Raw genomic sequence first — 13,047 nt, forward strand, 5'->3', positions numbered from 1 at the left:
ATTTGGCCTCCTGACAAATGTTGTTGTCTTTGATCTCTTTTGTCTCTTTAGTCTCTTTGGTTTCTTTGGTTTCTCTGCCTCCCTTGATTATGAGGCCTTCTCTTATATTCGTAACTCCTGATTTCTTGCGCTGCTGCATAAGTGGCGAAGTAACGGAGGGAGGTTTGGAATTGGAGGAGCGGCAGCGTCCGCCTTTAGGTTTGGATTTCTACTGCGGCCAGCAGTTTAAATCGGGAAATCCAAACCTAACAGCGGCCGGAAATCCAAACATCCCGCAGTTACATATAGCCACTTCTGCCCGCCACCGCCACAAATCCGCGTTACATATAAAGAAGGCCCCCTCAGTAATAATTCTACTTCGGAGGCCCTCCCGGTACTAAAGCTTTTATTGAGCGGACCCGAATTGAATCCAGGCCTTTTGAATTTCATCAATCGCTTGATCCTTAGTCTTGCTGCCGCCGATATAAGCCTGCATCAATTCACCGAATTTCTGGTGGAACGTATCCAGCGAGTAGTTCACCGACAGGTCGCCGGATTTCTCGGTTTTGAGAATTTCTTCCATTTCCTTAGGCATTTGCAGGTCAGGCATCGGTGCATCCTTGATTGGAGGAATAACCTTAGCTACTGTGGAGAACCAGCTCTTACCGTATTCGGAAGTGTACAGCCAGTTGAAGAATTCAATCGTTTCAGCAGCTACAGCAGAATCCTTGTTGATGCGCAGCGCCTGGTCGGCACCGGTGATGATCTGGGACTGCTCAGCTTTGTCGCTGACAGGGTAGCCGGCGATGCCAAGATCAAAGTCAGGGGTGATTTTCTTGATCGCTTCTTCATCCCATGCGCCTTTACCTGTCATGAATGCTGTTTTGCCTAGGGCAAAGTCACTGACTTCAGCATTGCTGTCGCGTTCCAGCGGCTTGTCCGTTCCGTGTTTTACTGTTGTATCAATGAAAGTGAAGAAGTTGTCCTTCAGCACCGGATGATCTGCGAAGGTCGTTTTGCCGGCGATGAAATCAGCTACGAGTGTCTTAGCGTCAGTACCTGCATCAGTTGCTGCAGCGTCAACGAAGTGTTGGAAGATATGCTTCCATACCCACCACTCTTTGTAGGCGTTCGCAAATGGCGTGATGCCCTTAGCTTCGAGCTTGGTGATGGCGTCATCCATTTCAGCGGTAGTCTTGGGAACTTCAGTGATGCCGGCATCTGCCAGCAGCTTCTTGTTGTACATCAGAACGAACAGGTTGCCTTTGACCGGAAGTCCCAGTACTTTGCCGTCTGTGGAGCTCATGTTGGAGCGGACAGCATCTGTCATCGCTGCTGCCAGCGGTTCATTGGTGAGGTCGGCACTGTATTCAGCGAAAGTATCGATATCGCCGCCAGCGGTAGTCTGGAACACGTCAGGCGTGCTGCCTGCGGCAATTTTGGATTTTAACACCGTATTGTAGTCAGCCTGCATAATTTCCAGATTGATCGTTACATTTGGCTTAACCTTCTTGTATTCAGCGATGTAGGCGTTGAAAGCGTCTGTGTACTCGGGAGATGCGGTAAACATATTAATCGTGACGGGCTTGGAAGAATCTGTAGCTGTATTCTCTGCTCCATTTGTTCCAGCCGTGTTGTTAGCGGCATTATTAGTATTGTTCCCGCCGCAACCGGCCAGCAGTCCGCCGACGAGCAGCAGACTCGCAGATAGTGCCATAAATCGTTTTAACATGATGTTGCCCCCTTTTCCTTATGCATCTTGTGGTCTTGCTCATCATTCTAAATAAAAAGAAAAAGGATAAGAATGTACATAAGTGAACTTATGAGGGTAAAAAAGTGTGTTCATGTAACCGTTTCACTTTTCTACCCCAGGCAGCTGCAGCCGGAATTCAGAAGGTGAACAATCATAGTAATTGCGGAACGCCTTGCTGAAATAGTTCTTATCCTTGTACCCCAGCATTTCGGAAATATCCTGAATTTTGAGGCCGGGATCGGACAGCAGTGCTTTGGCTTTGTCCATTCTCACCTTTTGCACATACTCATGAATGCCGTATCCGTACTGCCCCTTGAACAGCTTCATCAAGTATTCTCTGCTCAGGAAATATTTATCCGTGAACATCGATATCTTAATATCCTCAAAATAATGGTTATCAATGTATGCTTTAATATTTTCCAGCACGCTGCTGCGGTCTCCGGATAATGTCCGGCTGATCTCTCCGGCATAAACGTCGAATATCTGGTTAAGTACACGCTCGAACTGTTCAAAGGAGGCAAAATCGCTGCGGATGCCCAGGGCATTCAGCCCCTTATCCTTGCTGCTGCGGATCTGCGGCGGCACTGCATCCAGCTGTGCAGCAATCTCATTGAGGAGAATAATGAATTCCTGCAGTGTTCTGTCCGCTTCACCAAGTGTGAAATGCTCCGCACTCTTCCACTTGGAGACAAACTCGCTGAAAATGTTTCGCGCATGGTTCACGTTCCCGCTCTCCAAGCTGCTGCGGATCTGCGGCATCCGCCCGGTCAGTGAGGGATTGTCCCTGGACGCCGGCTTCTCCATCATGCTGCCGCCGCTCTGCAGGATCATGCTGTCCTTCATGGTCAGCAGGTCAATCCGGTCCAATGCCTCTTTGGCCTGCTCATAAGAACCGGCAATACTCAGGAGATCGCTGTAGGGATCACCTATTCCACCGGCACAGACGATGCCGAACAGCTCCTTCAGCGTAGATGCGGCCTTCTTCATATGATGCAGAGACAGAAAAGCAGCGTCCGCCCCATATCCGCCTTTCATCGTAAAGATAGCGATAAACTCCCGCTCCCCCTTGGGACTGGCAAAGCTGAACGACTCAAACTGTCCGTCACTGTTCTCATTCATTACATTAGTTACGGCAAAATGCAGCAAATCCCGGTCCTCATGGAATCTTTCTTTACGCACCTGCTCCAGATTAAGCATCCGCAGAATACCTACAGCGAAATGGCTGGCCGCCCCGTCCGCACCGATCAGCGGCAGGAAGGCTTCATTGGACTGGGTTTTGAAGCTGCGGTCTATAATGGACAAATACATCTTCTCCTTCAGCTTCGGCAGAGACATATTGAGTGTAATATTGCGGTTGATGAACTCGCTCTCCCGCTTCCGCTTCGCTTCGAGTATATCCACCGCCTTGCGCAGTGCATGGTTAAGATCGGTACGGTTGACCGGCTTCAAAAGATAATCCACCACCTTGGAGCGGATCGCCTGGCGCGTATATTCAAAATCATTGTAGCCGCTGATCACAATCAGCAGCAGATCCGGGAACTCCTCCTCGGCGATCTGCAGCAGCTGGGCACCGCTCAGCTCCGGCATTTTCATATCCACCAGCACCAGATCGAATTTCTCCCGGCGCAGCATCTCCAGCCCCGCCTGGCCATTGGTCGCCTCCAGTACCTGTCCGACACCCAGCCCCTTCCAGTCCCCCAGAATATTGATCGCTTCGCGCAAAGGCTCCTCATCGTCTATAATCAGCACTTTATACATGTTGTCCTACTCCTCCCCGCGGCAGCCGCATATCCATTTGTGTCCCGTGTTCACTGCTGTGAATGGCCAATCCCGCGTCTTCTCCATATAAGAGCTTGAGCCGGGTGTTAAGGTTCTTAAGCCCAATGCTCTCGTTGCCATCCTCTTCCTCCGCATCCGAATCGCGGTCCTCCCACTGGATCTGCAGAGAGCTCATTACTTGCTCCAGCCGCTCCTCATTGATTCCCGGCCCGTCATCCCGTACAGAAATTACGCTGTGGGTAGCGGTAACATGCGCCTCAATACGGATGGTAACCGTAGTGGATACCTTTTCCAGCGCATGCTTGATGCAGTTCTCCACCAGCGTCTGAATCGACAGCTTGGGAATCCTCAGCTCCATCAGGCTTTCATCCCAGTCGTACACGACCTGCATCCGGCTGCCGAACCGCGCTTTCTGCAGCGCCAGATAACGCTCAATATGCCGCAGCTCTTCCCGGGCCTGCACAACATCCCGCCCGCTGATGCAGTATCTCAGCGTCATGGCCAGATTGTCGACCATCTCGACGATATCATCATTGTTGTTCTTGAGCGCCTTGGTAGAGATGGCCTGCAGCGCATTGTACAGGAAATGGGGATTAATCTCGGCCTCCAGCGCTTTGAGGACCGCGTTTTTTTCCACGATTTTCATTTTATAGCGTTCATTAATCAGTTCATTGGTCTTCTCGACCATCTTATTGAAGTGGCGTGACAGATAGGCGATCTCATCCTTGCCCTCCACCGTTGCCTCGGCATCGAAGCTCCCCGTACTGAAGCGCTTCATCTGCAGCGACAGATTCTTCAGCGGGTGCGTAATTCTATTCGAAGTGACGCTGACCAGCACCACGGACAATACCAGGAACAGCAGGCCGATGAATACATTCAGCTTACGGGTCGTTGTCGCCGCGGCATAGATTTCTGTATACGGAATCGGCTTGACGAGCTTCCAGCCTTCTTTTTGACTGATGTCGTAGATCACCAGGTACTTCTGTTCTTCATCCGACCACGTCACACGCCCGTTCTTTTCCGGTGTCAATTGGTCCAGCAGCCCCGCCTCTCTGCTCCCTTGATAGAATTCCTTATCGTCCACTGTAAAAGGCTCATTATCCGGGCTGATATACATCAGATGCTCTCCGGTGCTGAACGGAATATCTTTCATAATCTCATCGGTCACCGACGAGTTAAGGTATAGGGACAGTACGGCCTGCGGCTCCCTAGACACAATGGAACGCAGCAGCCGGTGATAGCCCATGAAGACCTTGTCCTTGTTAACGGGATAATCCACACTGCTCTCCGCAGCCGGGGCTTCTTCCACAAAAGACTGATAGGAGCGGTTGAACGGACTCGCCAGTGCCCGCTTATACCAGGACAGATTGTCGATCGGCGGATGTTCGGTCACCCGGACGGTAATATTATAGTTCTCCTTGGTGACATAATAATACTTGTGCTCCTTGATCACGTACAGGTATACCGCCTCCAGGTCATTGCGGGAGAAATACAGATTCTTCAGATAATCCTCCACATACATCTTGGAGCCATAGTCCTCTGATTCATGCAGGATGGCATAGGCAAACTCATCATATGAGATCTGCGGCAGGGACAATTGTTCAATTCCGCTCAGGTAACTCTCCAGATTGCGTCCGACCAGCAGCAGATTGTTGCTCGTGCTCGCAATGCTGTTGTTCACCGATTCCTTGCGCAGCATTCCATAGGAAATGTACGTCAATGAGCTTACCACCAGAATGATGATTATAGTGAACAAAAGAATCAGTTTGTTGGCCAGCCTGCGGGAAATGCGCTCCAGTAAAGGCTCAAACAGCTTGTACAGCGTTCGTTTAATCATGTTCTCCGTCTCCCCGCTGGTGTATCAGGCCTCAGTCCCAGACTCATTTTGGTCATCCGGACTCAGTTCACCTTTTTACCCCTAACTGTACTCTTAAATCCATTTTTGAGTATAGGGGTCTGATCTATAATACACAATATAGACTAACCGGAATGGTTATGTGTGGCAAGCCAGGCACAATACTCCCACCCTATAACTCAAGAAGAGGTGCATCCATGTTAAAAACACTCGGCAAAAGATGGCGCGAGAAATTCGAATTCGGAATCTTCACACTCCCGGTTCTGATCTGTATCGCAGTTGCATTCTACATTCCCTTTGCCATGACCATCCGTTATTCGATGACGAAGTGGAACGGGATTTCCAAGCATCCCAAATTCGTCGGACTGGACAACTTCAAACAGATCTTCTCGGGGGATACGAACTTCTCCGATGCGGCCTGGTTCACGATTAAATATGCAATCCTTTACATTGTGATCGTCAACGTGCTGGCGATTCTGCTGGCCGTGCTGCTGGACATGAAGCTGAAGAGCACCTCCTGGCTGAGAGCGGCATTCTTTATCCCTTATATCCTCAGTCTTGTGATTGTCGGCTTCATCTGGAAATTCATCTTCATGCAGGGCTTCAACTCACTCGGTGAGAGCACCGGCTGGGCCATCTTCGACTTAAGCTGGCTCGGGACACCGGGACTGGCGTTCATCTCCATCTTAGGCGTATCTATCTGGCAGTCGATCGGTTTTTATCTGGTCATCTACATCGCCGGTCTGCAGTCTGTGCCGGAGGATCTTAAGGAGGCTGCTACCGTAGACGGCGCAGGTCCGATGAGAAGATTCTTCAGCATTACGCTGCCGCTGCTTGCCCCATCGATTACGATATCCGTCTTCATGGCGCTGACCAATTCGATCAAGGTATTCGACGTCATTCTGTCGCTGACCGGCGGCGGTCCTGGCGGAACCACTTACAGCATCGCTTATGATATTTACCGGGATACGTTCCAGAACAATCTGTACGGCTACGGTACGGCGAAAGCGCTTATCCTGTTCCTGGCAGTACTTGTCGTGACGATCATCCAGCTGACAGTCTTCAAACGGAGAGAGGTTGAGGCATAATGAAAACAAACAACAACAAGGCCGGCAAGATCATACTGGAAGTTGTTTTGGTCATATTGTCTCTGCTGTTCCTGTATCCGCTGTTCCTGACGATTATTAACTCTTTGAAAAGCTTCAGCGAGGTTATGACCGACGTTATCGCGCTGCCGAAGCACCTGACCTTCAGCAACTATTCCTACGTCTGGAAATTCATCAACTATCCGCGGCTGTTCCTGAACAACTTCGTGATTACCGGCGTCGGCCTGCTCGGCATCGTCTTCATCTCCTCCATCGCCGCCTATAAGCTGGCACGGACCAAAACCAGATGGAGCGGTGTGATCTACTTCCTGTGCATTATGCCGATGCTGATCCCGTTCCAGTCGATCATGCTGACTGTGCTGCAGACGGCCAAGAACCTGCATCTGTCCGAGAGTACCTGGGGGCTGGGCCTCTTGTACTGGGGCTTCGGCGCTCCGCTGGCCGTATTTATCTACCACGGCTTCGTGAAGGGAATCCCGACGGAGATCGATGAAAGTGCGACCATTGACGGCGCATCCGGCTTCCGCCTGTTCTTCAGCGTCATCTTCCCGCTGCTGAAATCGGTAACCACCACTATCGTCATCATCGACGTGATGTGGATCTGGAATGACTTCCTGCTCCCGCTGCTGATGGTTAACGGCTCGCCGGATACGAAGACATTGACACTGGCCGCTTACACCTTCGTAGGTCAATATACCTCGGACTGGCAGTATGCCATGACCGCCATGGTAATGGCCGTATTGCCATCCATCGTTGTCTTCATCTTCCTGCAAAAGTACATCGTCAAAGGCGTAGTTGCCGGAGCTGTTAAGGGCTGATCCCTGATCCTGCTCCTCCCCCTCGCCTGAGACAAATAAGGCACGGCTAAGCGGATTTCGCTTGGGCCGTGCCTTTTGCTGTTGTGCAGGATCTACCTATGCGTTTTGTGAGGACGCTGCGTGAACGGACCGTTGTTCCCATCGCTCTTGTGTCCAGATTTTATTTATTCTTCTTAGTGGTGAAAATCTGGACACTGCTGCTGCTTCCGAAGTGAGCTTTCCTGCGGAAAGCTTTCAGGCGGCCGCTGTCGCTGATACACAATCGTTCCGTCCTCTCCGCTGTTTAAGCTGGAAAACATCTAAAAACCTCAAACAAAAAAGTCACCCTGACGGGTGAAACTAGCTGAACTTATGCGGCTTATGGAGCCTGTGCAGCTCATGTAAATTCAAGGGCACTAGTGCCCCTCATTTGCTCCTTTGGCACGTATTCAGGGAAATCAGAGGGATTTATCCCTTCGATTTCCCCATTCCGCCCACTTTCGGCGGAATTAGAGGGATTTATCCCTTTAATTTCCCCATTCCGCCTACTTTCGGCGGAAATAGAGGGATTTATCCCTTTGATTTCCCCATTCCGCCCACTTTCGGCGGAATTAGAGGGATTTATCCCTTTGGTTTCCCCATTCCGCCCACTTTCGGCGGAATTAGAGGAATTTATCCCTTTAATTTCCCCATTCCGCCCACTTTCGGCGGAATTAGAGGAATTTATCCCTTTAATTTCCCCATTCCGCCCACTTTCGGCGGAATTAGAGGGATTTATCCCTTTAATTTCCCCATTCCGCCCACTTTCGGCGGAATTAGAGGTATTTATCCCTTTAATTTCCCCATTCCGCCTACTTTCGGCGGAATTAGAGGGATTTATCCCTTTAATTTCCCCATTCCGCCCACTTTCGGCGGAAATAGAGGGATTTATCCCTTTGATTTGCCCATGCTGCCGACTTCTGTGCCGGATCAGGCACACACTCGTCCTTCAAACGAAGCTGCTCCAAATTCCAAAGAAACTTATCCACAACAGACGAAGATCATAATCCCCTATACAGAACAAAAGCCCGCCCGCCGGCAAGGCGTAACGGACTTTATTCTAGTCGCTCAGATGACTTTACTTTATTTCGCCAATAATGGCCTCTTTTTCTCGTTGCGGCTCAGATGCACTTATCCTGCTGTTTCGGGTCCGAAACGGCGGGAATCAGGAACTTAACGGCTCTCTGTCCGCATGGGCGGATAATGCAGCTTTTCGAGTATAATAACGTCCCTACAGTCCGCACGACCTCCGCCACTCCCTCCCCTTTCAAGCACTCCCATCGTTTGCCTTCTAAGTAAGGACGTATAAAAGAATGGTGCGCCCCATCGTTGCTTCCCAATAGAAGCCATAGTTCGTATGTTACTCATAAATCTTTTACCGCCGTCCACATACTTCGTCCACTCCAGACAATCAGCCGGATATTCCTGCTACTTTACATGCCTTTGCTAATCCACCTCATATACAGTCTACAACCAACCGCTCTTTCTACTCCTCTACCGTCCTTACTCGTCCCAGTATTCTCTCTCTGTTGCATAACACTACACCGTTCATTTCTCTGTCCTGCTCTTATCCACATTTTCTCTATATCGTATATCGGTTTTGGCCTTACCCCTTAGTTCTCCCGTCTGCCGACTACTGCAGCTTCAGCGCAACCCGGTACACCGGTGTAGCCGTAACACTGTGGAACACGGCAATGGCTTCACCCTCGAATACCTTCTCTACCGCCATCGCAGCATCAGCGGCCAAAGTTACGCTGCCTGTGCGGCGCGGTGTGGTTTCCATGATGATCTCGCCTCTGCGGAGGACATCGCGGAACCGGGACAAGCCGATCTCCCAAGGCCGGCCGTTGTAGAAATGATCATGGAATAATTGCCCGCCAGCAAAGGCATAGCCCACATTCCCTGTATAGTCGATACTCAGCAGCACTTCCCCGGTTCCTTGAAGAACATCCTCCGGCAGCCCAAGCGCAAGCTTATGGTCATGAAGCCGCCGCGTGGTAAGCGCGATCTCCTTCAGAGGAACCTGCACATCATAGATCCGGAACCAGCCTTCCGTCCGTCCGCTGATAGCTGCTTCAGCCTGCACCGTGCTCCACTGCGCGGCTGGCACCACTGCTCCACCGGCATATTCACGGAACGTGAAGGCATTTTGCCCGCTGCTAAGGAATTCAATGCCCTCGGGGGTCTGAACAAGCGGAACCTCCGAGAACACAATAAGGTTCTGACCGCCGTCCTCCAGCTCCCACAGCTTTGCAGCATCCTTGGCACTCATCGCGTAAATCCGGACTTCCCGGGCTACGTCACGCTTGATTACGATCATCGAGGACACTTGATGGGGAATAAGCACGTTGTAGCTGCTCCCGCTTCCTTCAATCGTTCCGGCATCTGTAGATACACTGAGAATACCATCCTGCGCATCCAGCAGGAACTCCCCATCCACACCCTCCGGCATCTCGAAAAAATAGGTGACAGCTTCAGCAGATTCCACTGCGGTGACTGGCTGGGCCGTTGCATACTTAAGATTCAGCCCATCCAGTGCGAAGTTGAATGGCAGCAGGAATGCAGCCTTGGGCTTGATGGTCAGCGAACTCCGCTGCGGGAAGCTGATCATCTCCTCCCCAAGCTTAACTTCAAATACAACCTCCTCATGCCCATCCATCTCAACATGATCCTGATAATTGTTAACAAACAGGAAGCCGGACCTGCCATCCGTGCGGACGGCATAACGCAGCGTATGCGCATCATCAGGAGTAACAGCCTCTGCACCTTCCGGAAGCACGGTTGCCATAGGGGCAAGCCGGTCTGCGAATTGGCGGAGGAAATAATGCAGCGGGCGCAGCAGGCCGTTAGACTCACGGATCTGTCCGAACTCGCCAATCGGTGCCTGGAAATCGTACGTCAGCTTAGGCGTTGTGCTCTCGTTCAGGTAACCTGTTCTGCCCACCGGATTCGTGCCGCCATGGAACATATAATAACCGATGAAGTTGCAGCCGCCGGCAAGCTTCATCAGGGTCATGGCCAGTACACTTTCCGGTTCTACCTGGAACCGGGACAGATACCAGGTCTGCATGCCGCCGCCCATCTCGCAGCAGGCAAAGGGATATTTTGTCCGGGGATACGGCGGATTGAACTCTCCCCCCGGCGCCTGATCATCATGGAAATTCACAAATACATATTCAGGTGTCGGTGTCTGTGTTTGACCCGGGTCACTGATGCTCCATGGGGTATAGGCATATCCGCCATACAGCGGCAGGACTTCATCTTCCAGGAACGGCGCCTCGCCCCAGCCGGTGCTGGTATAGATCGGGGCAATCAGGCCCGAATCCACCGCATACTCCTTGAGCAGGCGCATATGTGCTGCACCTTCCTCGCCGCCTAATCCGCCGCTAAGATATTCGTCCCCCTGCTTCGCCGTCTGTTCCCAGAGCGCAGCGGCTGCATTGAATTCATTCTCCAGCTGAATGCCGATCACCGGCCCGCCATCCTTATACATCAGCGCATCAGCCTCCCGGCCAATCTCTGCAAACAATCGTCTTACATAACTCAGGTACCCTTCATCATTGGAGCGGACATCGAATTCCCGCCCGAACAGCCAGTCCGGGAGTCCCCCGTTACGGACCTCGCCATGACAGAACGGACCGACACGCAGGATAACATAGAGCCCGTTATCGTGGCACAGCTCCACAAACTTCCGGAGATTGCGGTTGCCGCTCCAATCGAATTCCCCTTCTATTTCTTCATGATGATTCCAGAAGATATAGGTGGCGATCACATTGATTCCTGACATCTTCATCTGCCGGAGTTCCGTCTCCCAGTCCGCTTCCGGATATCGCGAATAGTGGAACTCCCCGCAGATAGCGAAATAAGGCTTGCCGTTCAGCGCCATGTAGTAATTAGTGAAGCTGATCTGGTCACCCTCCGGGTTGCTTCCCCCGAGTCGCAGGGTCGACGGATAGATTTCCTTCGGGGCAATATGGGCTTGTATCGTATGCTTCATGTGATCGGCTCCTCTGCAATTAGCTTGTTCTCTTCGTTAATATTTATAAAAAAACCACCCCAAAGCTATGCTCTGGAGTGGCTCGGAAGCCGTTACATTAGCTTCACCTTATTAAGCTATTATTTCTGCGCTGCCAGGAAAGCGTCAATCTGGCTCTGCAACTCTGTCTGCACCTTATCAATACCAGCGGATTTCAGCTGTTTGATCAGATCTGCCTGACCTTTATCCAGATCATCAATCAAGCCGTATTCCAGCGGAATGGCATAACGCAGCATCACGTTACCGATGTTGGCTACTTCGTTCTTCACCGGTGTGGAGTCGAAGACGAAGGTTTCAAGCGGGAAGTGATAGATGCTGGACTGCCAGCTGTTGAACATGTTGTCTGCTTCTACCGGATACGCCGAATCTTGACGGTTCAGCGGGGAGTTCCAGCCCCAGTTCGAGAAGCCCGTGTAGTTGGCAGCTGCGGGTCCTGCACTGTATTTCTTGTCGCCATCAGGAATATAGTTGGTTCCGGCAATGCCGTACATCGTCAAGTCATGAATTTCCTTGTCATTCTGCAGCAGGTCGATCAGCATCAGGGAACGTTCCACGTTCTTGGAAGTAGCATGGATCGCCATACCGTTCTGAGTCGAAATTGCTGCGATTTTCTTCTTACCCGGAGTAAGGTCGGCAATCGCCAGCTCCACATCCGGTTTGTCACGGCGCATTTCAGATACGTTCGCTGCTACAGTACCCAGGTTCTGAGCGTAGGAGGAAACTTTTTCAGCTTTGATATCCTGCCATACGTCATTTTTGTTGCTGACTACGTTTTTGGACCATACGCCGTTGTCTGCAAGATCCTTGTAGTAGGTAAGCAGTTCTCTGAATTCAGGTGTGTCATAGATGTTGAAAATTTTGCCGGTTGCATCATCCAGCTTGTAAGCCAGCGGCAGCAGGTTAGCATCTACAAGGTTCCAGTCATTGTTCTGCTCCAGCGTAGCCTGGTCAAGCTCATGCCATTTCCAGCCGTCGGCAGGTTTGGCACCGTATGCAGTAATTCCAGTTTCTTCTTTGGCAACCGTTTTCAAGTAAGTGGCATAGGATTCAAGGCTGTTGATTTCAGGAAGATTGTATTTCTTGCGCAGATCCTCACGGTACAGAACCACTTTATCGGTAACCTCAACGTTGTTGTTCGGAACCATGAAGAGCTTGCCGTCCACTTTAGCTTGCTCCCAATTCACTTTAGGCATCGCTTCCCAAGTCTGCGGCATGTAAGTCGACAGCAGATCATCCGTCAGCTCCAGGAAACCGCCTTTGAGCGCCTGATCGTTATAGAGTGCCCAGTTGGCAGTATACACAAGGTCAAAATCTTCATTAGCCGCAAATTTCAGCGGGTACTTCTGTGTCCAATCCGACCAGTCGAGGAATTCTGTCTCCACGGTGGCATTGATTTTTTCTTTCAATTTCGTGTTCAGCTCTCCGAACACCTTATCGTAGTCCCCCGGCTGGCCGCCGATCAGCAGCATCTTCAGCTTCACTTCTTTGGAAGTGTCCGGAGCGCCGGGATTCGCAGCTGCCCCTTCTGTAGCCGTTGCCGGAGCCTTCGTAGCCTCCGCACCTGTATTGGCGTTGTTATTGCCGCCGCATGCACTGAGAATGGTACCCAGTGCCATCATTGTTGCCAGCGTAACTGTAAGTTTCTTTGTCTTATTTTTCATCATGACCGATGTTCCCCCTAATTCAAAATAGTATTGGGTTTA

Annotated in this window: 8 protein-coding genes; 3 read left to right on the forward strand and 5 right to left on the reverse strand. The window is 51.1% G+C overall.

The window, feature by feature from the left end; translation table 11 throughout:
• Positions 1–385: 385 nt before the first annotated feature.
• The 3 genes from NSU14_RS20945 to NSU14_RS20955 form a co-directional block, all read right to left on the reverse strand.
• Complete coding sequence (locus tag NSU14_RS20945; RefSeq protein WP_039310299.1) at positions 386–1,711, reverse strand: ABC transporter substrate-binding protein; 1,326 nt, start codon at positions 1,709–1,711, stop codon at positions 386–388.
• A 123-nt stretch (positions 1,712–1,834) separates the two neighbouring features.
• Positions 1,835–3,490 carry a response regulator gene (locus NSU14_RS20950; protein ID WP_340947242.1) on the reverse strand — a complete coding sequence of 552 codons (1,656 nt, stop codon included), beginning with the start codon at positions 3,488–3,490 and terminating at the stop codon, positions 1,835–1,837.
• A complete protein-coding gene (locus tag NSU14_RS20955; protein ID WP_042135352.1) occupies positions 3,483–5,348 on the reverse strand; it encodes a sensor histidine kinase in 1,866 nt (621 codons plus the stop codon). Before NSU14_RS20955 ends, NSU14_RS20950 begins: the two co-directional genes overlap by 8 nt.
• A gap of 215 nt (positions 5,349–5,563) precedes the next feature.
• Here NSU14_RS20955 and NSU14_RS20960 point away from each other — a divergent pair, with 215 nt between their 5' ends.
• The 3 genes from NSU14_RS20960 to NSU14_RS20970 all read left to right on the forward strand — a co-directional run bounded on the left by NSU14_RS20960 (position 5,564) and on the right by NSU14_RS20970 (position 8,485).
• Positions 5,564–6,454 carry a carbohydrate ABC transporter permease gene (locus tag NSU14_RS20960; RefSeq protein ID WP_042135351.1) on the forward strand — a complete coding sequence of 297 codons (891 nt, stop codon included), beginning with the start codon at positions 5,564–5,566 and terminating at the stop codon, positions 6,452–6,454.
• Positions 6,454–7,290, forward strand: a complete 837-nt coding sequence (locus NSU14_RS20965) for a carbohydrate ABC transporter permease (RefSeq protein ID WP_042135350.1) — start codon at positions 6,454–6,456, stop codon at positions 7,288–7,290. Before NSU14_RS20960 ends, NSU14_RS20965 begins: the two co-directional genes overlap by 1 nt.
• A gap of 409 nt (positions 7,291–7,699) precedes the next feature.
• Positions 7,700–8,485, forward strand: a complete 786-nt coding sequence (locus NSU14_RS20970) for a hypothetical protein (RefSeq protein WP_340947249.1) — start codon at positions 7,700–7,702, stop codon at positions 8,483–8,485.
• 456 nt (positions 8,486–8,941) lie between these two features.
• Here NSU14_RS20970 and NSU14_RS20975 read toward each other — a convergent pair whose 3' ends face one another.
• Both NSU14_RS20975 and NSU14_RS20980 read right to left on the reverse strand, forming a co-directional pair.
• Positions 8,942–11,305, reverse strand: coding sequence for a beta-galactosidase (locus tag NSU14_RS20975; protein ID WP_340947251.1), 2,364 nt, complete (start codon positions 11,303–11,305; stop codon positions 8,942–8,944).
• Positions 11,306–11,424: 119 nt separating this feature from the next.
• On the reverse strand, positions 11,425–13,005 hold the full coding sequence (locus NSU14_RS20980; protein ID WP_042140943.1) for an ABC transporter substrate-binding protein: 1,581 nt from the start codon (positions 13,003–13,005) through the stop codon (positions 11,425–11,427).
• Positions 13,006–13,047: the final 42 nt, after the last annotated feature.

The sequence above is a fragment of the Paenibacillus sp. FSL R10-2771 genome (genome assembly GCF_038000205.1).
Taxonomy (GTDB): domain Bacteria; phylum Bacillota; class Bacilli; order Paenibacillales; family Paenibacillaceae; genus Paenibacillus_AQ; species Paenibacillus_AQ phytohabitans.